The sequence below is a fragment of the Pseudorhizobium flavum genome, from assembly GCF_044142885.1.
Taxonomy (GTDB): Bacteria; Pseudomonadota; Alphaproteobacteria; order Rhizobiales; family Rhizobiaceae; genus Neorhizobium; species Neorhizobium flavum.
This window is the reverse complement of record NZ_JBIOKZ010000006.1, coordinates 82,089-105,136: the sequence shown is the minus strand read 5'-3', so window position 1 is coordinate 105,136 and position 23,048 is coordinate 82,089. Positions and strand designations below refer to the sequence as shown.

Sequence of the window (23,048 nt, the reverse complement as noted above, 5' to 3'; positions counted from 1 at the left end):
CCGATGGAAGCCGCCGCGATCCGTTTCTCCGACACCGTACGCGGCGAGATCCAGGGCGATATTCTCGTCGTCATCATTGACAATCCGCCGGTCAATGCGCTCTCGACCGATGTCCGCGCCGGCCTTGTGGCAGTACTGGACCGTGCCGCTGGTGACGCCGGCATCCTCGGGCTCGTCATAACCGGAGCTGGAAAGACCTTCATCGGCGGCGCCGACATCCGGGAATTTGGACAGCCGCCCGTGGAGCCGATCCTGCCGGCCGTCATAGAGCGGCTGGAAGACTCCGAGAAACCAACCGTCGCGGCCATCAACGGCGCAGCCCTCGGAGGCGGTCTGGAGGTCGCGCTCGGCTGCCACTACAGGGTGGCGTCTTCGGCTGCTCAGATGGGGCTCCCCGAAGTGAAGCTCGGTATCGTGCCGGGTGCGGGCGGTACCCAGCGCCTGCCCCGGCTGATCGGCATCCCTGCGGCGATCGACCTGATCGGCAGCGGCCGTAGCGTGAAGGCGAAGGAAGCGCACGTACTCGGCCTGATCGATGAAATCGCGGATGCCGGCACGGTAGAGGCAGCCCTTGTGGCCGTTCGACGGCTTGCCGGCCGTGACCCGCGCCGGACCGGCCAATTGGCGGTTCCGGCAACCGACAGCGCCGCCGTCGAGAAGGCGAAGACGAGGATCCTTGTCAAGCCGCGCGGGCAAGAGGCGCCCGCCGAAGCCATCCGTCTTGTGGAGGCGGCCGCGCGACCGGTCGCTGAAGGGCTGACTGACGAGCGGGCCACTTTCCTCAAGCTCCGCGACGGCGGCGAGGCGGCCGCGCTGCGGCATGTCTTCTTTGCAGAACGGCAGGCGTCGAAGGTGGAGGATCTGGAGGGTGTTCCCCCTCGCCTGGTCGAGACGATCGGCATTGCCGGCCTCGGCCTGATGGGAAGCGGTATCGCCGTCGCTGCGCTCAGTGCCGGCTATCGCGTGGTCGGGCTTGACCGCGACGATGAGGCAGCGGCCAGGGGTCGCGAACGCATTCTCGGGCTTCTTCAGAAGAACCTGTCCGCCGGGCGGATCGACCAAGCGATGTTTGACGCGCAGGAAAGCCGCCTCTCGGTCACGGCAGCCGATGCCGATCTTGCTCCCTGCGATCTCGTGATCGAGGCAGTGTTCGACGATCTCGACGTCAAGATCGATCTCTTCCGCCGCCTGGACAGGGTCATCCGGCCCGACGCCATCCTCGCCACCAATACGAGCTACCTGAACCCGGACGAGATCGCCGCTGCCACGGCCCACCCGGAGCGCGTGCTTGGCCTGCATTTCTTCTCACCGGCGCATGTCATGCGACTGCTCGAGGTCGTGCGCTGCGCCCGCACGGCCCCCGATGTCCTGGCGACCGGGCTTGCGGTGGCGAAGAAACTCCGAAAACTCCCGATCGTCACCGGGGTCACCGAAGGCTTCATCGGCAACAGTATCTTCTCCGCCTATCGACGCGAAGCCGAGTTCCTGCTGGAGGACGGCGCCTTGCCGCATGAGATCGACGCAGCGCTGGAAGACTATGGATTCCCGATGGGTCTCTTCGCCGTCTATGACATGGCCGGGCTGGAGATCGCCTGGGCGCGGCGCAAGCGACAGGCAGCAAAGCGGGTTCCGTCGGAGCGCTATGTCGAGATTGCGGATCGGCTCTGCGAAGCCCGCCGGCTCGGCCAGAAGGCCGGACGAGGCTGGTATGCCTATCCCGAGGGGAAGCGGCAGGTGGATCCGGTCGTGACTGAGATCATCGTGCAGTGCCGCGCAAGCAAGGGTATTACACCGCGCAGCTTCACTGCCACAGAGATCGTCGGCCGTCTGCTTGCCGCAATGGCCGCTGAGGGCAGGAAGCTGCTTGAGGACGGTATTGCCGCTCGCGAGAGCGACATCGATCTGGTGATGATCAACGGCTACGGCTTTCCAGCCCACAAGGGCGGGCCCATGTTCGTCGCTACTCAGACGCCGAGATAACGGTCCTGCAGGTCGGCGGACAGTTCCGCCGGCGTTCCATGCCAGGCGCTCCGTCCGTTTTCCAGAATGACGCAGCGGTCGGCGACCGGCAGCAGTTCCGACAGCGTCTTGTCGACCACCAGGATGGAGAGCCCCTCGGCCTTCAGCTTGCGGATTGCTGCCCAGATGTCCTGTCGGATGACCGGCGCAAGTCCCTCCGTCGCCTCGTCGAGGATCAGCAGGCGCGGATTGGTCATCAGCGCACGGCCGATTGCCAGCATCTGCTGCTCTCCGCCGGAGAGCGACCGTGCCATCTGCGCGTGACGCTCGGCAAGGCGGGGGAAGAGATCATTGACGCGCTCCAGGCTCCAGGCGCCGGGCCGTGCGGCCGCAATCAGGTTTTCATGCACCGTGAGGTTTGGAAAGCACCGCCGCCCCTCCGGCACCAGCCCGATGCCGAGCTTGGCGACGCGATGCGATGGCTTGCCCTTGAGATCGGTACCCGCAAGCCGGACGGTTCCGGCACATGGCGGGTTGAGGTTGCAGATGGCCCTGATGGTCGTCGTCTTGCCCATTCCATTGCGACCCATGAGAGCGACGGCCTGACCTTCCTCGACCGCAAGATCCACTCCGAACAGCGCCTGGCTCGCCCCATACGAGGCTTCTATCTTGGAAACGTCGAGCAGCATCAGGCATGGTCTCCCAGGTATGCAGTCCGCACAGCCGGATCGCGCCGGATCTCTTCGACCGTGCCGGTGGCGATGACCCGGCCGTAGACCAGCACGGAAATCCGATCCGCCAGCGCGAAGACGGCATCCATGTCGTGCTCCACGAGCAGGATCGGGGCTTCCTGCCGGAGGCTATGGAGAAAGTGGGTCAACGCCTTCGACCCTTCCGGTCCCATGCCAGCCATCGGCTCGTCGAGCAGGAAGGCCTTGGAATTGAGGGCCAGCGCAATGGCGATTTCCAGTTGCCGACGCTCGCCGTGCGACAGTTCGGCTGCGGGAATACGCGCTCGGTCCTGCAGGCCGACCCGCTCAAGCATCGCGATCGACCGGTCTATCAACGACGCGTCGCGCATCACCGGCTTGAAGAAGCGGAAGCTCGTGCCCTGCTGCGCCTGCACCGCCAGCATGACGTTGCGCAAGGCCGAGAATTCCGACGCCAGCGAGGATACCTGGAAGGTGCGGCCGAGCCCAAGCCGGGAACGCTCTGCGACGCCGAGATGTCCGATGTCTTTGCCGGCGAGGCGGATGGTGCCAGAATCCTGCCGCAGCGTGCCGCAGATCTGGTGGATGAGCGTCGACTTGCCGGCACCATTCGGTCCGATCAGGGCATGGATCTCCCCGGGCTTCAGGTCGAGCGAGACATGATCCGTCGCCCTGAGCGCGCCGAAGCTCTTCACGACATCGGAGAGTTCAAGAACCGGTTCAGCCATGACGCGCCTTTCCGGCCAGAAGCCCGAGGAGCCCGCCGCGCGCGAAGAGCACGGTACCGAGCAGGATCAGGCCGAGGAAGAACTGCCAGCGCTCCGTCAAGCCACCGAGGACGTATTCGAAGATCACGAACAGAGCCGCACCCGCGAGAGGCCCGAACAACCGTCCGGTGCCGCCCAGGATAATCAGCACGATGAGTTCGCCGGACATGTGCCAGGACAGCATGGAGGGGCTGACGAAGCGGTTGAGGTCGGCAAACAGGGCACCGGCCAGTCCCGTCAGGGCCGCGGAGATCGCGAAAGCCGCGAGGCGGATTCGATAGGGTGCAATACCGACGGTCGCGACGCGCACCTCGTTCTGGCGCGCCGCCTGCAACGCCGAACCGAAGCGGGATCCGCGGATCAGCACGAAGAGGCCGAGCGCGACGATCAGCACCGCGTAGCAGATCAGGAAGAAGCTTACCGGCTTCATCGTGTTGACGCCCGGGAACTGGTTGCGCACCAGGATCGAGAGGCCATCTTCGCCGCCATAGGCCGGCCAGGAGATCGCAAAATAGTAGACCATCTGCGCGAAGGCGAGCGTGATCATGATGAAGTAGACGCCGGACGTCCGAAGACTGATCAGGCCGATCAAGAGCCCCACAAGCCCCGCGACGAGCATGGCCACCAACCAGATCACCGGCATCTGGTTGGTGCCGGACAGGCCAAGCAGGAGCGGATCGCCGGAGAAGGCATGGGTCGCCAGGATGCCGGCGGCATAGCCGCCAATGCCGAAGAAGGCCGCGTGGCCGAAGGATACAAGGCCGCCGAGCCCGAGCGCGAGGTTGAGGCCGGTCGCCGCCAGCGCCAGGATGGCGACGCGGGTGGCGAGCGTGACGTAGAAAGGCTGGCCAAACGCATTGGCCATGAGCGGCACCGCAAGCAGCAGCGCAGCCAGGATCAGATTGACGAGAATTTCCCGGGTCAGCATGGCGGCCTCACGCGTGAGCGGCGGGAAAGAGCCCGCGCGGCTTCATCGCCAGGATGAGCGCCATCATTACGTAGATGAGCATGGATGCCGCAGCACCGCCGATCATTCCGGCCTGCGAAGGCGGCACGAACAGCGCCAGCATCTGTGGTAGCAGGAAGCGGCCCATGGTGTCGACGACTCCGACCAGCAGCGCTCCCAGGAGCGCGCCCTTGATGGAGCCGATGCCGCCGATGACGATCACCACGAAGGCGAGGATGAGGACAGGCTCTCCCATGCCGACCTGGACCGACTGCAGCGCGCCAACCATGGCGCCGGCAAGGCCCGCAAGCGCTGCACCCAGGGCGAAGACGACCGTATAGAGCGTGCGGATGTCGACGCCGAGAGCGCCGATCATTTCGCGATCGCTTTCTCCGGCGCGAATGCGCATGCCGAGCCGCGTCTTGCTGATCAGGAGATAGAGGCCGAAGGCCACGAGTGCGCCGGCGGCAATGATCGCCAGTCGATAGACGGGGTATTGCGCACCACCGGGCAGCGCCACGGCGCCCTGCAGAAGCGGCGGGATATCGAGATAAAGCGGAAACGAGCCGAACAGCCAGCGTGTCCCTTCCGAAAACATAAGGATCAGCGCGAAGGTCGCCAGAACCTGGTCCAGGTGGTCGCGATCGTAGAGCCGCCGGATGACCAGCAGCTCGACGACCGCTCCGGCCGCCGCCGCGCAGGCGAGGCTGGCGATGAGGCCGAGCCAGAAGGAGCCCGTTGCCGCAGCCACCGCCGCACAGGCGAACGCGCCGACCATGTAGAGAGAGCCATGCGCGAGATTGATCAGCCCCATGACGCCGAAGATCAGCGTCAGCCCGGCAGCCATGAGAAACAACATGACGCCGAGCTGAAGGCCATTGAGCAACTGCTCAAGAGCAAGTGCGAGAGTCACCAGCCAGCCTTACATCTTGCAGTCTTTTGCGTAGGCATCCTCGTGGTCGTCGAAGATCTTCTCCACCGTCTTGTTGGTCAGCACGCCGTCCTCGCCCTTCACCACTTCCGTCAGGTAGATGTCCTGGATCGGATGCTGGTTCGTGTTGAACTTGAAGTCCCCCCGAGGCGACTGGATATCGGCCTTGAGGAGTTCTGCCCGGAAAGCCTCCGTGTCCTTCACGTCCGCCTTGGCGGCAGCCGAGATAATCAGCTGTGCCGCGTCATAGGCCTGAACCGCATAGATGGAAGGCAGCCGGCCGTATTCAGCCTTGAAGTCTGCAAGGAATTTCTTGCTGACATCGGTGTCGAAGTCCGGAGCCCACTGGCCCGATGCCTTCGCCCCAAGTGCGGCATCCCCGATTGCTGGTAGCACGTCCTGGCTGAAGGAGAAGCCCGGGCCCATGATTGGAATGTTCACGCCGGACTGCGCATACTGCTTCATGAACGCGATCCCCATGCCACCGGGAAGGAAAGCGAAGACGCCGTCGGCGCCGGAAGCGCGGATTTGGGCAATTTCGGCGGCATAATCAGTCTGGCCGACCTGAGTGTAGACTTCCGAACCCACCTCGCCCTTGTAGAAGCGCTTGAACCCGGTCAGCGAGTCTTTGCCGGCCGGGTAGTTCGGCGCCATGATGAACATCTTCTTGTAGTCCTTGTTGGCGTATTCGCCCATGGCTTCATGAAGATTGTCGTTCTGGTAGGCCGCGTTGAAATAGAGCGGGTTGCAGTTCTCGCCCGCAAGCGCCGCCGGCGCCGCATTGGTGGAGACATAGAACTTGCCCTGAGCGACTGCGCTCGGCGCCACCGCCATCAGCAGGTTCGACCAGACGATGCCGGTCAGGATGTCGACCTGGTCGCTCTGGATCATCTTGTCGGCGATCTGGACGGCCAGTTCCGGCTTCTGTCCATCATCCTCGGTGATGACCTCGATCTCGCTGTTGCCTGCCTGCTTGATTGCCAGCATGAAGCCGTCGCGCGTGTCGATGCCGAGGCCGGCACCGCCGCCCGAAAGCGTCGTGATCATGCCGATCTTGACAGGCTCGGCGAAGGCAAGGCCGGAAACGCTCATGCTGAGCGCCAGCGTGGCGGCGGAAACCAGTTTCTTCATTGTCTCGAACTCCCAGTTGTTCTTATGACCCCATCCCCAGGCGCGGACCCCTCGATCTCGCAGCCCGAATATCCGCCCGATGTCATCACCGACCGGCATTCCCGATACCTTCCATACTTGCAAAAGAACGTCCACTGGCGAAGCCGCTGGAATGCGCTTTTGCAGAATGTCGGTAAATGCTCATGCGGCACTCGCCTGCTTCAGCCGGAACCGCTGGATCTTGCCGGACTCCGTCTTCGGCAGCGCATCGGTGAAGACGATGGAGCGCGGATACTTGTAGGGCGCGATGACCTTCTTGACGTGCTCCTGCAGGAGCTTCGCCATGGCATCGCACGCCGCACGACGATCGACCAGCACGACATGCGCCTCGACGATATGGCCACGTTCCGTGTCCGGAACTCCGATCACTGCGCATTCGGCAACCGCCTCGTGCTTCAGCAGAGCCGCCTCGACCTCCGGACCGGCAATATTGTAGCCGGCCGAGACGATCATGTCGTCGGAGCGGGCGGCGAAGTGGAAATAGCCTTCCTCGTCCTGCACAAAGGAATCGCCGGTAAGGTTCCAGCCGTCGCGCACGTAGTCGCGCTGCCTGTCGTCCGCGAGATAGCGGCAGCCGATGGGCCCCTTGACGGCGAGCTTGCCGATCGTTCCCCGCGACACCTCGCGCATGTCGTCATCGACGACGATAGCCTGGTAGCCGGTGAGCGGCTTGCCCGTGCAGGCAGGCTTGGAATCGTCGAGCCGGTTGGAGATGAAGATGTGCAGCATCTCTGTCGAGCCTATGCCATCGACGATCGGCTTGCCGGTCTTCTGTACCCACTGGTCATAGACGGGAGCCGGCAGTGTTTCGCCCGCCGACACCGCGACGCGGAGTGAGGAAAGATCGGCGCCTTCATCCATGGCGGAAAGCATGGCGCGGTAGGCAGTGGGCGCAGTGAAGCAGATCGTCGCCTTGTAGGTCTCGATGATCTCGATCATCTTCGGCGGCGTCGCCTGCTCGAGCAGCGTGGCTGCCGCGCCGAAGCGCAGCGGGAAGACCGCGAGACCGCCGAGGCCGAAGGTAAAGGCAAGCGGCGGTGAACCGACGAAGACGTCGTCCGGCGTAACCTTCAGCACTTCCTTCGCATAGGCATCGGCGATGATCAGGATGTCGCGGTGGAAGTGCATGGTCGCCTTCGGCACCCCAGTCGAACCGGAGGTGAAGCCCAGCAGCGCGACATCGTCCCGTCCCGTCTTCACCGCCTCGAACTTGACCGGCTTGTCGAGGGCGGCGCGATCGAGTTCGGCGTCGTGGTTGGCCGTGCCGTCGAAGCCGATCACCTGCTCCAGAAACAGGCTTTCCTTGGCGACCGCCACCAGTTCGTCCATCAGCCGGGTGTCGCAAAGCGCCATGGTGACTTCGGCCTTGTCGACCACCTTGGCGATCTCTCCGGCGCGCAGCATCGGCATGGTGTTGACGACCACGGCGCCGGCCTTCGTTGCCGCAAGCCAGCAGGCGACCATGGCGGGGTTGTTCGCCGAGCGGATCAGCACCCGGTTGCCCGGCTTCAGCCCGTAGTCTTCCGTCAGAGCCCGCGCGATGCGGTTCGTCCAGTCGGAAAGCTCCTTGTAGGTCCGGCGACGTCCGTTGCCGATCAGCGCAGTATGGTCGCCAAAGCCGCGCTCGACCATCCGGTCCGTCAACTCGACCCCGGCGTTCAGCCATTCGGGATAGTCGAAGCCGTCGAGAAGAAGCTCCGGCCACTGGTCCAGCGGCGGGAGATGGTCGCGCGCAAACGTGTCCAGATGGCCTGTCGGTCCCAGTTTCATCATTGAGTTCCCATGCGTTCTTCTGGTCCGCAACCCGACAATATCCGGTGCTGCGGCCGCGGCATTTTTGCCTTTTCACCAGAAAAGCACCGCTCCCGCGCGCTGGCAAGAGAGAAATTTTAAGTTTGTAATAATTTTGGACCGGCAGCCATTCACCCCCTTCCTCTCATGGCAGCCAGATGCAACTATGGATGCGACTGGATGATACTGAGGGCCACATGCAACACCGGATATCCGATTGGGACGATGCCTATGCCAACGGACCCAACATCCCCGGCGGGGATCGCTGGCCGGATCTCTGGGTGGGTCCGGCGCGGGACTACCGGCATGCGCTGGAGGAAGCGGGGCATGCGAAGCTTGATCTTCACTACGGCGACGGCGCGCGGAACAGGATAGATCTTTTCCTGCCAGCCACCGAACCTGGCGGCCTCGTCGTATTCATCCATGGCGGCTTCTGGCTGCGGCTCGACAAGTCCTACTGGTCCCATCTCGCCCGCGGCGCGGTGGAACTGGGCTATGCCGTCGCGATTCCCTCCTACACGCTATGCCCCGAGATCCGCATTGGCGGGATCACCCTTGAGGTGGCCAACGCGGTCGAGCAGGCGGCAGAGCTCGTCGCCGGACCCATACGGCTGATCGGGCACTCCGCCGGCGGCCATCTCGCGACGCGGATGATCACGGTGACCTCTCCCTTGCCGGAAGAGGTCCGCAGCCGCATTGTGCACACCGTATCGCTTTCCGGCCTGCATGACCTGCGGCCGCTGATGCACACGGCCATGAACAGGCAATTGAACATCGACCGGCAGGAGGCATGGCGCGAAAGCCCGGCACTTCTCGAGCCGATGCAGGCCGCCAGGCTGACCTGCTGGGTGGGCGGCGCGGAGCGATCGGAATTCCTCCGCCAGAACGCGCTGCTCGCCAATATCTGGAAGGGCCTTGGCGCCGAGACCGAAGTCGTCGAGGAACCGGACCGCCACCACTTCAACGTGATCGACGGGCTGGCCGATCCCCATCATCCGCTAACGCAGACGCTGCTCTCTTAGAGCCTAACCGCGGGGCGCCTAGAGCACCACGATGCGCGCGCCGATATTCACTCGTTCGTAGAGATCCATGACATCCTGGTTCAGAAGGCGGATGCAGCCTGCGGAGACTGCCTTGCCGATCGAGGAGGGATCGTTCGTGCCGTGGACACGATAGTAGGTGTCGACGCCGTCCTTCTGGATGTATAGCGCCCTGGCGCCCATCGGGTTGCTCGGCCCGCCATCAACACCATCCTTGAACCGGCCGTAATGTTCGGGGCTTCGCTTGATCATGCTGTCCGTCGGTGTCCATCTGGGCCATGCCGCCTTGCGGTCGATGATCGCCTCTCCCGTGAAGTTGCGGCTGGCAGGGCCGACGGCAACCGAATAGCGCATCGCCCTGCCCCCGGGCATGACGAAGTAGAGGTAGCGGGCGGACTGATCGACAACGACCGTACCGGGAGCCTCGGTGGTCGCGTAGTCGACCTCCTGCCGGCGCCGCTCGTCCGGCAGTTTCGACACGTCGACGGCGGCGATCTGAAAGCCGTGATCCAACTTCTCGCCATACATAATGGCAGGATCTGCGGGTTCCTCCGGTTCGACGGGAGCTTCGAACGCGGGCGCTGCAACGACTGGAGGAGGCGCGGGCTGGGTCGAATGGGTCGTGCAGGCGGAAAGCGGCGCAAGAAGGAGCAGGAATGCCAGGCTACGCCGGCAAAGGGTATTCGATGTCATGGTACGTCCCGTGCGCAAGGCACATCTCAGTGTGACCTCCCGCATCCCGAGCACCACAAAGTGCTGTCCCAATTGTGTCGCTTTTCGCTTATCCCTTGGCTGAAGCGGCAATATCACTTGCTGTTGCCGGAAGGGCACAGATAACTGCTGGGCAGTGTTGGCCAGGAGCGACCGAACTGTCGGGGCCTACAGCGAAGCCGCGGCGCGCGCCGCCTGGTCGTAGTGACCGGAGAGGGCTCGAAGCCGTGCAGCGACTTCCGAGAGAGTGTCAGCGGAGACCTCGGTCGCCAGGACGGAGTTGACGAGCAGGCTCTCGCGCATCGCCTTGTAGCGTGCACAGTATTCCGCACCTGCTTCGGTCACCATGACCAGCTTTTCCTTGCCGCGCCGACCGGACTTGATGAGCTTCATCCGCTCCAGCTTCTTCAGCGCATAGGTGACCACGTGCGTGTCCTCGATGTTCAGCACGAGGCAGATGTCGGCAAGCGTCTTCGGCTTGTTGCGGCTGTTGATGTTATGAAGCACCAGGATGTCGACAGGCGAAAGGTCCGGCACCCCGGCCGCCGCCATGCACCGCACCATCCATCGGTTGAAGGCATGGTTCAGCATGATCAGGCCGAACTCGATCTCCGACAGCGCCGGCAGCGCTCCGCTCGCCAGGTGGCCCGAGGATACGATGGGGCCCAGATCATCCTTTTTGGCAGGCATGATGTCTCCTCCCGAAAATCAAAGCGCCGCCGGTAAGCCCGGCGGCGCTTCTTGCATCACATCTTCTTGTAGGCGTCTATGATAGCCTTGCCCTCGTCGCCGGCCTTGGACAGCCAATCTTCCGTGAGTTGGGCGCCGACTTCCGCCAAGCCGCTCTTCAGTTCCTCGCTGGGCGCAAGAACCTGCATGCCGTTCGACTTCAGCGTCTCCATGTATGCCGCAGTCTTCTCGACACCGAGCTTCCAGCCGCGCTCTTCGGCTGCTGCCGCAGCTTCCGTGACCGCTATCTGCACGGCCGGATCCAGCGCCTCGAACGCGCCCTTGTTCACGAAGATGACATTCTTCGGTATCCAGGCCTGCGTGTCATAGTAGTGGGTGAGCGATTCCCAGATCTTGGAATCGACGCCTGTGGCGCTGGAGGTCATCAGGCCGTCGACCACCCCGGTCGCCAGTGCCTGCGGAAGCTCGGCAGCCTGGACCGTCACCGGCTGTGCGCCGACGAGTTCGGCGATGCGCGACGTGCCGACGTTATAGGCGCGCCATTTCAGGCCCTTGAGGTCAGCGACGGTGTTGACGTCCTTCTTGGTGTAGATGCCCTGGGGCGGCCATGGCGTCGTGTAGAGAAGCTTCAGGCCCTGCTCGTCGAGCGCCTTCTCCACCGTAGGCTTCGACGCTTCCCACAGCTTCTTCGATTCCTCGAAGCTGGTGGCGAGGAAGGGCACGACGTCGATCCCGAAGACCGGGTTCTCGTTTTCGTGCAGCGAGATCAGAACCTCGCCTGCCTGAGCCTGACCAGTCTGCACGGCGCGCTTGATTTCCGGTGCCTTGAAGAGTGCGGCACCGGGATGCACGGTGATCTTGAGTTCGCCATTCGTCGCTGCGTCCACGTCGGAGGCGAACTGCATGAGGTTTTCCGTGTGGTAGTTCGCCGGCGGATAGGCGGATGGCAGGACCCATTCCGTCTGAGCGAGTGCCGCGCCCGCTCCCAGCGCGAGTGCGGCTGCCGTCATGCCCCAGCGGGCGATCGATCGCATGTGCAAGTTCATTGTCATTCCCCTTTGCGTTACCCCGGAAATGCCATTCGCGGCAGAACCATCACGATGTCCGGGAAGACCGTGATGATGGCGACAGTCGCCACAAGCAGGAAGAAGAAAGGCAGCGCCGCGCGGGCAACCGTCAGGCTGTCGCGGCCGCTCATCGTCTGCAGCACGAAGAGATTGAACCCCACGGGCGGCGTGATCTGCGCCATCTCGACCATCAGGACCAGGAAGACACCGAACCAGATGAGGTCGAAGCCCGCCTGCTGGATCATTGGAAGCACCACGACCGTGGTGAGCACGATCATCGACAGTCCGTCGATGGCGCAGCCGAGCAGGATGTACATGATCGTCAGGACCGCAATCAGCGCATAGGGGCTGAGGCCGAAGCCGTCCACCCAGCTCGCCAGCGCGGCTGGAATGCCGGTATAGCCCATGGCGATCGACATATAGCCGGCGCCGGTCAGGATCAGCATGATCATCGCCGTCATGCGGGTCGCACCCATGACGCTTTGCTTGAAACTCTCCCAGGTGAGCGCGCGCTGCCACGCGGCAATCACCAGCGACCCGAGCACGCCCCATGCGGCACATTCGGTTGCCGTGGCCCAGCCCATGAGCAGGGCCGAGAAGACGGTCATGATCAGGAGAGCCAGCGGGATAAGGTTCAGACTTTCCCTGAGCTTGCTGGCCAGGCTGGTCTTCGGCGCCGGTGGCGGGCTCCTGTCCGGGTTCATCAGCGACCAGACGACGATGGCGGTCATGTAGAGCACCATGACGATGGCAGCCGGAATGAGGCCGGCAATGAACATCTGGATAATGGAGACGTTCGCCGCAACCGCATAGACGATCATGGTGATCGACGGCGGCACCAGGAAGCCGAGCGTTCCGGCACCGGCAAGCGAGCCAAGACTGATCATATCGTCATAGCCACGCTTCTTGAGCTCCGGCAGCGTAATCTTGGCGACCATGGCCGTGGTAGCCGCGGAGGAGCCGGAGACGGCGCCGAAAAGCCCGCAGCCGAGCACGTTCACGTGGATCAGGCGCCCGGGAAGCCAGTTCAGCCATGGCGACAGGCCGCGGAACATTTCATCGGACAGCCGCGTGCGGTAGAGAATCTCGCCCATCCAGACGAAGAGCGGCAAGGCGGCAAGGCTCCAGGAGGCGGTCCCGCTCCAGGCATTGGTGGCCAGCGCCGCACCGATCTGAATGCCGGCGGGCGCGAACTGCATGGCCACGAAGCCGCAGACGAGCAGCGCGATACCGATCCAGACGCCGCCGACGAGGAGGAAAAGAAGGGCGCCAAGGATGAGCCCGGAGACTTCGATCAGAGACAGGGCATCCATGATCACACCCCACTTTCCATGACGCGCTCAATGATCTCGTCCGGGCTTTCCGCCTTCGGCTTTTCGTAGCGCGGAGCACCGCCAAACAGCAGGTGGACAAGTTCATCGACGAAAGCGATCGCGAGAATGGTAAGGCCAGCCGACATGCCGAACTGCGGGATCCACAGCGGTACCGCAATCACGCCCATCGAGACGTCGTTGAACCGCCAGGAGAACACCGTCATCTCGATCGCGTACCAGGCGAAATAGGAAATGGCGGCGGCACCGATAGCCGTGCAGGCAATCTCGATCAGCTTTCTCGACGCGCCGTCAAACCGGTCGATGAGCAGTCCCATACGGATCAACTCCCCAGACCGGAAGGTATGAGCAAGCCCGAGGAATGCCGTCGCGGCCATGCACCAGGCGGTAAAGTCGTCCCCAGCCGGCACGTCTATGCCGAGAGGCCGTCCGGCAGACAACGACAGCATGATCAGGAAGATTGCGACTAGAAAGATGCCGGCGAGCCAGCCCGCGGCGAGGTAGAGACCGTCGAGCGCCTTCCTCAGCCACTCGGGAAAAAGGCTATGGCGTGGATCAATGGAGGACACAGATGGCCCTCCCGTCTGGAATACGGCAGTCAAACATGGTCGGCTCCCCTCGGTTGCCGTGGCCGGACGAAGCTCTGGCGGCTTCTTTGCCCGTTGTGGCGGCATGATGCAGCAACGAGCATTTTGCTGTCAATCAATCATTGACGTTTTATCGACGAAATGTATTCGTAAGGGAAAAGCAATCAACGAGGGGCTCGTCATGACCAGCGGCAAGTGGGATTTCTGGATCGATCGCGGCGGCACGTTCACCGACATCGTCGGGCGCAGGCCGGATGGTTCGCTGATCGCCCACAAGCTCCTCTCGGAAAATCCCGAGGCCTACCGGGATGCTGCCGTCCAGGGAATCCGGGAACTCCTGAAGCTAAAGCCGGGCGAACCTGTCCCTGCCGGCGCGATCGGTGCGGTCAAGATGGGGACCACGGTTGCGACCAATGCCCTCCTCGAACGCAAGGGCGAGAAAACGCTGCTCGTGACGACGCGCGGCTTCCGCGATGCGCTGGCGATCGGCTATCAGGCGCGGGCCGACATCTTTGCCAAGAAGATCATCAAGCCGGAACTGCTCTACAGCGCCGTGGTGGAAGTCGACGAACGCGTGCGGGCCGATGGCGAAATCGAGGCAGCGCCCGACGAAGCCGTCATCCGCCGGGACCTGCAGGCGCAGTTCGATGCCGGATTCCGCGCCGTCGCGATCGTCTTCATGCACGCCTACCGGTACCCGCAGCACGAGCAATTGGCCGCCAAGGTGGCACGCGAGATCGGATTTACCCAGGTCTCTGTCAGCCACGAGGTCTCGCCGCTGATCAAGCTGGTGGGCCGTGGCGACACGACAGTCGTTGACGCCTATCTCTCGCCGATCCTGCGCCGCTATGTGGAGCAGGTAGCGTCCGAACTCGGCGCTGATGCCGAAGGGGGGGCGCGTCTGATGTTCATGCAGTCCTCGGGTGGCCTCACGGCTGCTGACCTGTTCCAGGGCAAGGACGCCATCCTCTCCGGCCCCGCCGGCGGTGTCGTCGGCGCGGTGGAGACGTCAAGGCTCGCCGGCTTTGACCGCATGATCGGCTTCGACATGGGCGGCACGTCGACGGACGTCTCCCACTACGATGGCGAGCTGGAGCGGTCCTTCGAGACGGAAGTTGCCGGTGTTCGGATGCGCGCGCCGATGATGTCCATCCACACCGTTGCGGCCGGCGGCGGCTCCATCCTCCACTTCGAGAACGGGCGCTTCCGCGTCGGGCCGGATTCCGCCGGAGCCAATCCCGGCCCGAAAGCCTATCGCCGCGGCGGGCCGCTCACCGTCACCGACGCCAATGTCATGCTCGGCAAGCTCTCGCCCGAACTCTTCCCGAAGATCTTCGGCCCGAACCGCGACCAGCCGCTCGACGCAGCTGCCGTTCGCGCTGCCTTCGAGGACATGGCCATGATCATCGGCGACGGGCGTACACCGGAAGAAGTAGCAGATGGCTTCCTGGCAATCGCCGTCGAGAACATGGCGAATGCGGTGAAAAAGATCAGCGTCCAGCGCGGTTACGACGTCACCAATTACGTACTGACCTGCTTCGGCGGTGCCGGCGGCCAGCATGCCTGCCTCACGGCCGATGCGCTCGGCATCTCGACCGTCATGATCCACCCCTTCTCCGGCATCCTGTCCGCCTACGGCATGGGACTTGCGGACATTCGCGCCACCCGCCAGAAGACAGTTTCCGTCGCTCTCGGCGAGGCTCTGGATGCGCTGCCGCCAGTCCGCGACGAGCTGACAGCGAGCGTATTGCAGGAGATGGCTGCGCAAGGCGTGATCGAAGCCGACACCGATGTCCTGCATCGCGCCCACCTGCGCTACCAGGGCACCGACACGACCCTTGCGGTCCCCGTGTCCTCAGTCTCTGAAATGACGAAGGTCTTTGAGGCGCTTCATCGCAAACAGTTCGGCTTCATCTTCGAGAACCGCGAGATCATCTTCGAATCCTATGAAGTCGAAGCCATCGGCGGCGGTGCCGAACCCACCGAACCTACCAATGCCATCGACGACGCCGCTCCCACTGCCACAGAGGAAACGCGTTTCTTCTCTGGCGGAGAATGGCGCCAGGCACCTGTCTACCGCCGCGCCGACATCGTCCCCGGCGCCCGGGCCGCAGGGCCATGTCTCATCGTCGAGCCGCACCAGACGATCGTCGTCGAGGATGGCTGGGCGTTCGAGATCACCGCGCTCGACCATGTCGTGCTGAAGCGGGTCAAGGCGCTCGCGCGCAGCAAGGCGGTCGGCACGGAAGCCGATCCGGTGCTGCTTGAGGTCTTCAACAATCTCTTCATGTCGATCGCAGAACAGATGGGCGTGACGCTGCAGAACACGGCGTCGTCGGTGAACATCAAGGAGCGGCTGGACTTCTCCTGCGCCATCTTCGACGAGAACGGCGCGCTGGTTGCCAATGCGCCGCACATGCCGGTGCATCTGGGTTCGATGGACCGTTCGGTGGAATCCGTCATCGCCCAGAACAAGGGAAAGATACGTCCGGGTGACGTCTTCGCCCTGAATGCGCCCTATAACGGCGGAACCCATCTTCCGGACATTACCGTGGTAACGCCGGTCTTCGATGGCGAGGGCAAGAATATTCTCTTCTACGTCGCCTCGCGCGGCCATCATGCGGATGTCGGCGGCACCGCTCCCGGCTCCATGACGCCGCTCGCCACCACCGTCGACGAGGAGGGTGTTCTTTTCGACAACGTGCTGCTGGTCGACCGGGGACGCTTCGACGAGGACGGCATTACCCGTCTTCTTTCCGATCACCCCTATCCCGCACGCAATGTCGCCCAGAACGTCGGGGACCTGCGCGCCCAGATCGCCGCCAACGAGAAGGGCGTGCACGAGATGCGCAAGATGATTGCGCAGTTCGGGCTGGACGTGGTGCAGGCCTATATGGGCCATGTGCAGGACAATGCGGAGGAGAGCGTGCGCCGGGTCGTCGAGAAGCTCGGAGATTCCGAATTCTCCTACGACACCGACCAGGGCAGCACAATCAGGGTGAAGATCACCGTCGACAAGGAAAAACGCGAGGCGACGGTCGACTTTACCGGCACAAGTCCGCAGAAGCCGAACAACTTCAACGCTCCCGAGCCCGTCACCCGCGCGGCGGTTCTCTATGTCTTCCGCGTGATGGTCGAAAGCTCGATCCCGATGAACGCCGGCTGCCTGCGGCCGATCCGCATCATCGTGCCGGAGGGTTCGATGCTGAAGCCGCAATATCCGGCCGCGGTCGTTGCCGGCAATGTCGAGACCAGCCAGCACGTCACGAATGCCCTGTTCGGCGCTCTCGGTGCGATCGCCGCGAGCCAGGGCACGATGAACAACCTGACCTTCGGCAACGAAACCTACCAGTACTATGAAACGCTCTGCTCCGGCTCGCCCGCTGGCGTCTTCAATGATGGGACGGGCTTCGACGGCACAGATGCGGTGCATGTCCACATGACCAATTCGCGCCTCACCGATCCCGAAATCCTGGAGACGCGCTATCCCGTGTTGCTCGAGGACTTCCACATCCGGAAGAACTCCGGCGGCAAGGGCAGGTGGTCGGCCGGCAATGGGACGAAACGAACCATCCGCTTCCTGGAGAGGATGGACTGCGCGATTCTTTCTTCCCACCGCACCATTCGGCCGCATGGACTTGAGGGAGGCGAGGCCGGTGAGCTCGGCCAGACCATCGTCCGTCGGCTCGATGGCCAGCTGGAAGACCTCGGCGGCTGCGGCCAGACAATCCTCGAGGCCGGCGAAGCGGTGACCGTCGTCACGCCCACCGGCGGCGGCTATGGAACCCGCAACTGACGTTAAGGCTGAGCGGGCGGCGGCACGACGCCGTCCGCTTCCGTTTTCCGGTCGCTCCGGGAACCCATTGGTCGTCCGCGTGTTTCCTCACGGGGGCGTGCGGGTATCGTCGCGCCCTCCTAAACTCCAAGAAAACAGGAGGGAAGACGATGGACGAGAAGAACATGTCCGGCGGCGACAGGGTCCTCACCAACCGTCAGGGCCATCCGATCGCCAACAACCAGTCGCAGCGCACGGTAGGCTCACGTGGTCCGGCGACGCTCGAGAACTACCAGTTCCTCGAAAAGATCACCCATTTCGACCGGGAGCGTATTCCGGAGCGGGTTGTCCACGCACGCGGCTTCGTCTGCTATGGGGAGTTTGAGGCGACCGGCAAGATCGGCGACGAGCCGGCCTCGAAGTACACTCGGGCCAAGCTCTTCCAGCAGGCCGGCAAGAAGACGCCGCTCGCGATCCGTTTCTCCACCGTGATCGGCGGCCGCGATTCATCAGAGGTTGCGCGTGACCCACGCGGCTTTGCCGTCAAGTTCTATACCGAAGACGGCAACTGGGATCTTGTCGGCAACAACCTTGCGATCTTCTTCATCCGCGATGCAATCAAGTTCCCGGACGTGATTCACTCCCTGAAGCCCGATCCGGTGACCTTCCGGCAGGAGCCGAACCGCATCTTCGACTTCATGTCGCAGACGCCTGAATCCATGCATATGCTGACGCACCTCTTCTCGCCGCGCGGCATTCCGGCAAGCTATCGCCACATGGAGGGCTTTGGCGTCAACACCTACAAGATGGTCAATGCCCAGGGTGAGACCTGTCTGGTCAAGTATCACTTCCATCCACGCTGCGGCATTGCGAGCCTCACCGCAGAGGAAGCGGCCAAGGTGCAGGGCCAGGATTTCGGCTCGGCCTCCAAGGATCTCTTTACCGCCATCGAACGGGGCGAGTATCCGCAGTGGGACATGTATGTGCAGATCATGGAAGACCATGATCATCCGGAGCTCGAATGGGATCCGCTGGACGACACGAAGATTTGGCCGGAGAAGGATTTCCCGCTCCGCCACATCGGCACGATGACGCTCAATCGCAATGTCGAGGACTTCTTCAACGAGAACGAACAGATCGCCATGGGCACCGGCGTGCTTGTCGATGGCCTCGACTTCTCTGACGACAAGATGCTGGTCGGCCGCACCTTCTCCTATTCCGACACGCAGCGCTATCGCGTCGGAACGAACTACCTGCAGCTGCCGGTCAACCAGGCGAAGAACGCCAAGGTCGCGACCAACCTCTCCGGCGGTACGATGTCCTATCGCCGTGAGATGGCGCCGGGCCAGAACCCGCATGTCAACTACGAGCCGTCGATCCACAACGGCCTCACCGAGAGCCCGGTCGAGCAGCCGAACAATCCGCCGGAGATCCATGGGCGGCTGACGCGCAGCGTGCTGGAGCGTCGTAACGACTATGTCCAGGCGCGTGGCCGCTACTGCACGATGATGGACTGGGAACGCGACGACCTCGTCTTCAACATGGGCGACCTGCTCGGCCAGTGCGAGCGCGACGTCCAGGAGCGCATGGTCTGGCACTTCTTCCTCGTCCATGACGACTACGGACGTCGCGTCGGCGAGAAGCTCGGCATCAGTGCCGAGGACGTCAGCAAGCTTGGTCCGCTGCCGAAGCAGGTCCTCACGGACGAGGACCAGAGGCGCCTGCAGAACCTGGGCAACAATGGCGACAAGATCGATCCGACGGTCTGGGGCCAGTGGACGAGTTCGGTGGAGAACTACAAGGCCTCCGCCGAGGAAGTCCTGATGGGCAAGCTGCCGAACGAGGGCATGACCCGGAGCCAGGCGGCGGAATGACCCCTGCTGGCCGGCTCCACGAGGGCCGGCCGTTCTTCAACGGAAGGATCGATCATGAGTGATAGCGAGCCTCGCGACCCAAACCACAGAAATTCAGATGCCGTGCCGCCCGGCACACCCAATGCGGCGGAGAATACGTGCCGCCGCTGCTCGGGCTCCGGGCGGATCGATGGCTCCGAGTGCCCGGACTGCGGCGGGACCGGCAAGGTGCTGACGCCGGTTGGCGGCGCCGGCTGACAAACCACCTCCCCTTGCCGCGCCGGCCATGCTAGACGGCGCGAATGAAAGGCAAGACCATCGCGATCATCGGCGGCGGACCCGCGGGCCTCATGGCCGCCGAAGTTTTGTCGGCTTCCGGTTGCGACGTCACGGTTTTCGAGGCCATGCCGACGTTCGGCCGCAAGTTCCTGCTCGCGGGCAAGTCCGGTCTCAACATTACCCACTCGGAAGAATACGATACGTTCCGAACCCGCTTCGGCAGCGCCACCGCGCGGCTGCGCCCGGCACTGGATGATTTTCCCCCGCAGGACATCCGCAACTGGGCCCAAGGTCTCGGTACGGAAACCTTCGTGGGAAGCTCGGGGCGTGTATTCCCGAGGGTCATGAAGGCTTCGCCGCTGCTGCGGTCCTGGCTGCGCCGGCTGGAGCACCAGGGGGTCCGGCTCATGCCGCGCCACTGCTGGATCGGGTTCGAGAATGGCGGATATGCGTTCGACACCGCGGCCGGCCCCTTGCTCGTTCGCGCGGACGCATGCCTTCTCGCCCTCGGCGGCGCCAGCTGGCCACGCCTCGGCTCCGATGCCGCCTGGGTGCCGTGGCTGAAGGCGCGCAACGTCCGGATCATTCCCTTCCGCCCCGCCAATTGCGGTTTCGACGTCGCCTGGAGCGACGCCTTCCGCGAACGGTTCGCTGGATCCCCGGTCAAATCAGTGACCGCGACATCAGAGGCCGGCACGATCCAGGGGGAATTCGTCATCTCGCGGCATGGCATCGAAGGCAGCCTCGTCTATGCTCATGCCGCAGCGCTGCGCGACCAGCTGGAGCTGACAGGCGGAGCAGCGCTCGTAGTCGATCTCGCGCCCGGGCGAACAGAGGGCCGGCTTGCCCGCGATCTCGCTCGACAGGACCGCAAGGCAAGCTTCGCCAACCGGCTGCGCAAGGCAACGGGGCTGGACGGCGTGAAGGCCGCGCTGCTACGGGAGTGCGTTCCGGATGCCTCCCTCCTCGATGCAGAGACGATCGCCTCCCGCATCAAGGCGCTGCCGATCCCGCTCCTGCGGCCACGACCGATCGAGGAGGCGATCTCGTCTGCGGGTGGCATCGCCTGGGCTGCGATCGACGAGACGTTCATGCTGAAGCAACTTCCTGGGGTGTTCGCTGCCGGCGAGATGATCGACTGGGAGGCCCCGACCGGCGGCTACCTTCTCACCGCCTGCCTTGCCACCGGACGGGCTGCCGCGCGCGGTATCGAGGAGTGGCTCGCCAGTCGCTGAGGAAGCGGCCGGTGTCCGCGGCAACCGGTCATAGACGAAGCGGCTTCCATCCAGCCTCGATGCGAGGCTAGGGTGCAACGACCTACGCTTACCGACGCTCCAGGGTCGACTGCACATGACGCTTACCAGACGCCGACATCTCGTCAGCACCAGACGCACCGTAACGGGGCTGATGCTCGTCGCGGCCATTTCCTTCATTGCAGGAATGACCGATGCCGTCGGTCTTATGCTTACCGGCAACTTCGTATCGTTCATGACGGGCAACACGACGCGCGCCGCGCTCTCCTTCGCCGACGGCAACTATGGGCATGCGATCGTCCTGCTCGCGGCACTCTGGGTCTTCATCATCGGCAATGCGCTGGGCATCATCATCGCCCATACGCTCTCCACGCGCCGGACCTTCGCCGTCCTCGCCAGCGTCGCTCTTGTCGTCGCGGTCGCGGCCCTGCTCCCCGACGAAAGCTATCGTCGCATCCAGTTCTACCTCATCATCCTGGCAATGGGCATGATCAACGCCACGGTGGAGCACATCGAGGGCCTGCCGATCGGCCTGACCTATATCACCGGGGCGCTGTCCCGGTTCGGGCGGGGGGTCGGCCGGTGGATCGTCGGCGACCGCAATCCGACAGGTTGGGTCATACAGACGATCCCGTGGAGCGGCATGGCCGGCGGTGCGGTCTCAGGCGCCTTCCTGACCAATTGGCTCGGCAAGGATGCATTGTGGGCCGTGGTGATCGGCATCGTGACCATCGCCATCGCAACCGTCTTCCTGCCGCGCCCGCTTCATCTGCATTTCCAGCAACCGATCCTGCCGAAAGGCCGGCGGCGGCGTTGACAGCGCAGAACAAATACGGCGACAGATCTGACCATGTTCATCTTCTCCAAGCTCTTCTGGCTCGCAGTCCAGCCGCTCTCCCTTGCCTTCCTGCTCGCGACCCTCGGTGCCTTGCTGACGTTTACCGGCTTTCGCCGTACCGGCGGGATTGCGGCAGCGCTTGCCGCTCTCGTCCTTTTCGTGACGCTCTATACGACGGCAGGCGGCGTTGCCCTGCAGGTGCTGGAAGCGAGATTTTCGAAGCCGTCGGAGGAGCCGCGGGAGGTGAGCTGTATCCTCATCCTCGGCGGCGCCATGGAAAACGAGGTCACCACCAGCCGCGGCGGCGTGGAGTTCAACCAGGCGGCCGAACGATTCGTCGAGCCGCTTCGGCTTGCGCTCCGTCATCCTGGAGCCCGCATCCTGGTGTCTGGCGGCGACGGGTCGATCAGCGGCGCCTACGAAGGCGAGGCCAGTGCATCGGAGCGCCTGTTCTCTGCATTCGGCATCCCGCCGGATCGACTGGTGAAAGAGAACGCTTCACGCACCACCTATGAAAATGCGCAGCAGACAAAGGACCTTCTGGCGCGAGAAGGCATCACGGACTGCCTCCTGGTGACCTCCGCCTTTCACATGCCGCGGTCGATGGGGCTCTTCCGAAGGGCAGGCATACCCGTTACACCCTGGCCGGTCGACTACCGAACGAGCGGCATCTTGCGCCTCGGCTTCGACTTCACCCAGCCTACCTCGAACGCGCAGCTGACCTCGACTGCGGTGCGTGAGTGGCTGGGCCTGCTCGGTTACTATGCCACCGGGCGCATCGACAGCGTCTTCCCCGCTGAATGACTGCTACTTCCGCGAGATCGTCACGAAGCGTCCGCCGCGCACGCGGACGGTCATCTCGCAGGGCTTGTCGTCCGTGCGCTCGCAGAAGCGCGGGTGCATCTTCATCACGAAGACCATGTTGCCAAAGCGCTTGATGAAATCGTAGCCGTAGACACGGGCGGTGGCGATCATGAAGTAGCCGCCCTCCTTGGCTCGCAGATAGAAGTTGTAGGGGCAACCGTCTTCATTGCAGTCCGGGCCGCGCGTCCCGTCGCAGGTGATCTCGCCATGATTGCTGACGGCATCGACAATGCCGTCATTGTTGATGTCCAGCCGGGTCATGAAGCCGCTGCCGAACTGGGCGATCTTGCACTGTTTGCGGAAGTGATCCTTCTCGTAGATCTCCGGATCGTTCAACAACTGCTGCTGCGCCGGTGCTGCCGTCGGTACGAGCGCCAGCGCTAGGACCTGCGCGGCGATGATCAGATGCTTTTTCACGGGCATTGGCTCCTAACCCCTTCGCCTCCTCGCGCGACGCGCGTAAGAAGACCAAATACATGAAGCCGT

At 63.5% G+C, this 23,048-nt stretch carries 20 protein-coding genes; 8 read left to right on the top strand and 12 right to left on the bottom strand.

Annotated elements, in window-relative coordinates:
* The first annotated feature begins 3 nt into the window (after nucleotides 1-3).
* Nucleotides 4-1,980 carry a 3-hydroxyacyl-CoA dehydrogenase NAD-binding domain-containing protein gene (locus tag ACEPP2_RS13150; RefSeq protein WP_395516873.1) on the top strand — a complete coding sequence of 659 codons (1,977 nt, stop codon included), beginning with the start codon at nucleotides 4-6 and terminating at the stop codon, nucleotides 1,978-1,980.
* On the opposite strand, the gene ACEPP2_RS13145 is transcribed toward ACEPP2_RS13150, so the two are convergent.
* The 6 genes from ACEPP2_RS13145 to ACEPP2_RS13120 all read right to left on the bottom strand — a co-directional run bounded on the left by ACEPP2_RS13145 (nucleotide 1,965) and on the right by ACEPP2_RS13120 (nucleotide 8,253).
* Nucleotides 1,965-2,648 carry an ABC transporter ATP-binding protein gene (locus tag ACEPP2_RS13145; RefSeq protein ID WP_172977792.1) on the bottom strand — a complete coding sequence of 228 codons (684 nt, stop codon included), beginning with the start codon at nucleotides 2,646-2,648 and terminating at the stop codon, nucleotides 1,965-1,967. The two genes, ACEPP2_RS13150 and ACEPP2_RS13145, sit on opposite strands and share 16 nt — an antisense overlap.
* On the bottom strand, nucleotides 2,648-3,397 hold the full coding sequence (locus ACEPP2_RS13140; protein WP_077548472.1) for an ABC transporter ATP-binding protein: 750 nt from the start codon (nucleotides 3,395-3,397) through the stop codon (nucleotides 2,648-2,650). Before ACEPP2_RS13140 ends, ACEPP2_RS13145 begins: the two co-directional genes overlap by 1 nt.
* Entirely contained in the window at nucleotides 3,390-4,364 is a 975-nt protein-coding gene (locus tag ACEPP2_RS13135) for a branched-chain amino acid ABC transporter permease (protein ID WP_281977790.1), read from the bottom strand. Before ACEPP2_RS13135 ends, ACEPP2_RS13140 begins: the two co-directional genes overlap by 8 nt.
* A 7-nt stretch (nucleotides 4,365-4,371) precedes the next feature.
* A complete protein-coding gene (locus ACEPP2_RS13130) occupies nucleotides 4,372-5,295 on the bottom strand; it encodes a branched-chain amino acid ABC transporter permease (RefSeq protein WP_395516872.1) in 924 nt (307 codons plus the stop codon).
* Nucleotides 5,296-5,304: 9 nt separating this feature from the next.
* Nucleotides 5,305-6,444 (bottom strand): ABC transporter substrate-binding protein, encoded by a 1,140-nt coding sequence (locus tag ACEPP2_RS13125; protein WP_152341441.1) that lies wholly within the window; start codon nucleotides 6,442-6,444, stop codon nucleotides 5,305-5,307.
* A gap of 180 nt (nucleotides 6,445-6,624) precedes the next feature.
* Entirely contained in the window at nucleotides 6,625-8,253 is a 1,629-nt protein-coding gene (locus tag ACEPP2_RS13120; RefSeq protein ID WP_395516871.1) for an AMP-binding protein, read from the bottom strand.
* Between the two features lie 218 nt (nucleotides 8,254-8,471).
* Between ACEPP2_RS13120 and ACEPP2_RS13115 the strand changes: the two genes are divergently transcribed.
* Nucleotides 8,472-9,296 carry an alpha/beta hydrolase gene (locus tag ACEPP2_RS13115; protein ID WP_395516870.1) on the top strand — a complete coding sequence of 275 codons (825 nt, stop codon included), beginning with the start codon at nucleotides 8,472-8,474 and terminating at the stop codon, nucleotides 9,294-9,296.
* An 18-nt stretch (nucleotides 9,297-9,314) separates the two neighbouring features.
* Here ACEPP2_RS13115 and ACEPP2_RS13110 read toward each other — a convergent pair whose 3' ends face one another.
* From ACEPP2_RS13110 to ACEPP2_RS13090, 5 genes are all read right to left on the bottom strand, one after another.
* Nucleotides 9,315-10,007: a L,D-transpeptidase gene (locus ACEPP2_RS13110; RefSeq protein WP_395516869.1), complete on the bottom strand. Its 693-nt coding sequence runs from the start codon at nucleotides 10,005-10,007 to the stop codon at nucleotides 9,315-9,317.
* Between the two features lie 186 nt (nucleotides 10,008-10,193).
* The gene (locus ACEPP2_RS13105; RefSeq protein WP_395516868.1) at nucleotides 10,194-10,715 is read right to left on the bottom strand and encodes a winged helix DNA-binding protein; all 522 of its coding nucleotides are present in this window, start codon (nucleotides 10,713-10,715) and stop codon (nucleotides 10,194-10,196) included.
* A 56-nt stretch (nucleotides 10,716-10,771) separates the two neighbouring features.
* Complete coding sequence (locus ACEPP2_RS13100; RefSeq protein ID WP_395516867.1) at nucleotides 10,772-11,761, bottom strand: TRAP transporter substrate-binding protein; 990 nt, start codon at nucleotides 11,759-11,761, stop codon at nucleotides 10,772-10,774.
* A gap of 17 nt (nucleotides 11,762-11,778) precedes the next feature.
* Complete coding sequence (locus tag ACEPP2_RS13095) at nucleotides 11,779-13,095, bottom strand: TRAP transporter large permease (protein WP_395516866.1); 1,317 nt, start codon at nucleotides 13,093-13,095, stop codon at nucleotides 11,779-11,781.
* Nucleotides 13,096-13,097: 2 nt separating this feature from the next.
* Nucleotides 13,098-13,682, bottom strand: coding sequence for a TRAP transporter small permease (locus tag ACEPP2_RS13090; protein ID WP_395516865.1), 585 nt, complete (start codon nucleotides 13,680-13,682; stop codon nucleotides 13,098-13,100).
* 199 nt (nucleotides 13,683-13,881) lie between these two features.
* Here ACEPP2_RS13090 and ACEPP2_RS13085 point away from each other — a divergent pair, with 199 nt between their 5' ends.
* The 6 genes from ACEPP2_RS13085 to ACEPP2_RS13060 all read left to right on the top strand — a co-directional run bounded on the left by ACEPP2_RS13085 (nucleotide 13,882) and on the right by ACEPP2_RS13060 (nucleotide 22,502).
* Nucleotides 13,882-17,496, top strand: a complete 3,615-nt coding sequence (locus tag ACEPP2_RS13085) for a hydantoinase B/oxoprolinase family protein (RefSeq protein WP_395516864.1) — start codon at nucleotides 13,882-13,884, stop codon at nucleotides 17,494-17,496.
* Nucleotides 17,497-17,660: 164 nt separating this feature from the next.
* Nucleotides 17,661-19,349, top strand: a complete 1,689-nt coding sequence (locus ACEPP2_RS13080) for a catalase (protein ID WP_172973712.1) — start codon at nucleotides 17,661-17,663, stop codon at nucleotides 19,347-19,349.
* A 54-nt stretch (nucleotides 19,350-19,403) separates the two neighbouring features.
* Complete coding sequence (locus tag ACEPP2_RS13075; protein WP_152341449.1) at nucleotides 19,404-19,586, top strand: hypothetical protein; 183 nt, start codon at nucleotides 19,404-19,406, stop codon at nucleotides 19,584-19,586.
* A gap of 44 nt (nucleotides 19,587-19,630) precedes the next feature.
* Nucleotides 19,631-20,842: a TIGR03862 family flavoprotein gene (locus ACEPP2_RS13070; RefSeq protein WP_395516863.1), complete on the top strand. Its 1,212-nt coding sequence runs from the start codon at nucleotides 19,631-19,633 to the stop codon at nucleotides 20,840-20,842.
* A 115-nt stretch (nucleotides 20,843-20,957) separates the two neighbouring features.
* Entirely contained in the window at nucleotides 20,958-21,677 is a 720-nt protein-coding gene (locus ACEPP2_RS13065) for a YoaK family protein (RefSeq protein ID WP_395516862.1), read from the top strand.
* A 33-nt stretch (nucleotides 21,678-21,710) separates the two neighbouring features.
* Nucleotides 21,711-22,502, top strand: a complete 792-nt coding sequence (locus tag ACEPP2_RS13060; protein ID WP_395516861.1) for a YdcF family protein — start codon at nucleotides 21,711-21,713, stop codon at nucleotides 22,500-22,502.
* Between the two features lie 3 nt (nucleotides 22,503-22,505).
* Here ACEPP2_RS13060 and ACEPP2_RS13055 read toward each other — a convergent pair whose 3' ends face one another.
* A complete protein-coding gene (locus tag ACEPP2_RS13055; RefSeq protein ID WP_281977804.1) occupies nucleotides 22,506-22,979 on the bottom strand; it encodes a hypothetical protein in 474 nt (157 codons plus the stop codon).
* Between the last annotated feature and the right edge of the window lie 69 nt (nucleotides 22,980-23,048).

What these genes read in the sequence shown, in the direction of transcription:
- ACEPP2_RS13125 (WP_152341441.1), bottom strand. Translation starts at nt 6,444, where the DNA reads ATGAAGAAACTGGTTTCCGCCGCCACGCTGGCGCTCAGCATGAGCGTT.
- ACEPP2_RS13080 (WP_172973712.1), top strand. Translation starts at nt 17,661, where the DNA reads ATGTCCGGCGGCGACAGGGTCCTCACCAACCGTCAGGGCCATCCGATC.
- ACEPP2_RS13065 (WP_395516862.1), top strand. Translation starts at nt 20,958, where the DNA reads ATGACGCTTACCAGACGCCGACATCTCGTCAGCACCAGACGCACCGTA.
- ACEPP2_RS13140 (WP_077548472.1), bottom strand. Translation starts at nt 3,397, where the DNA reads ATGGCTGAACCGGTTCTTGAACTCTCCGATGTCGTGAAGAGCTTCGGC.
- ACEPP2_RS13100 (WP_395516867.1), bottom strand. Translation starts at nt 11,761, where the DNA reads ATGAACTTGCACATGCGATCGATCGCCCGCTGGGGCATGACGGCAGCC.
- ACEPP2_RS13105 (WP_395516868.1), bottom strand. Translation starts at nt 10,715, where the DNA reads ATGCCTGCCAAAAAGGATGATCTGGGCCCCATCGTATCCTCGGGCCAC.
- ACEPP2_RS13060 (WP_395516861.1), top strand. Translation starts at nt 21,711, where the DNA reads ATGTTCATCTTCTCCAAGCTCTTCTGGCTCGCAGTCCAGCCGCTCTCC.
- ACEPP2_RS13085 (WP_395516864.1), top strand. Translation starts at nt 13,882, where the DNA reads ATGACCAGCGGCAAGTGGGATTTCTGGATCGATCGCGGCGGCACGTTC.
- ACEPP2_RS13095 (WP_395516866.1), bottom strand. Translation starts at nt 13,095, where the DNA reads ATGGATGCCCTGTCTCTGATCGAAGTCTCCGGGCTCATCCTTGGCGCC.
- ACEPP2_RS13110 (WP_395516869.1), bottom strand. Translation starts at nt 10,007, where the DNA reads ATGACATCGAATACCCTTTGCCGGCGTAGCCTGGCATTCCTGCTCCTT.
- ACEPP2_RS13075 (WP_152341449.1), top strand. Translation starts at nt 19,404, where the DNA reads ATGAGTGATAGCGAGCCTCGCGACCCAAACCACAGAAATTCAGATGCC.
- ACEPP2_RS13070 (WP_395516863.1), top strand. Translation starts at nt 19,631, where the DNA reads ATGAAAGGCAAGACCATCGCGATCATCGGCGGCGGACCCGCGGGCCTC.
- ACEPP2_RS13120 (WP_395516871.1), bottom strand. Translation starts at nt 8,253, where the DNA reads ATGAAACTGGGACCGACAGGCCATCTGGACACGTTTGCGCGCGACCAT.
- ACEPP2_RS13145 (WP_172977792.1), bottom strand. Translation starts at nt 2,648, where the DNA reads ATGCTGCTCGACGTTTCCAAGATAGAAGCCTCGTATGGGGCGAGCCAG.
- ACEPP2_RS13115 (WP_395516870.1), top strand. Translation starts at nt 8,472, where the DNA reads ATGCAACACCGGATATCCGATTGGGACGATGCCTATGCCAACGGACCC.
- ACEPP2_RS13150 (WP_395516873.1), top strand. Translation starts at nt 4, where the DNA reads ATGGAAGCCGCCGCGATCCGTTTCTCCGACACCGTACGCGGCGAGATC.
- ACEPP2_RS13135 (WP_281977790.1), bottom strand. Translation starts at nt 4,364, where the DNA reads ATGCTGACCCGGGAAATTCTCGTCAATCTGATCCTGGCTGCGCTGCTG.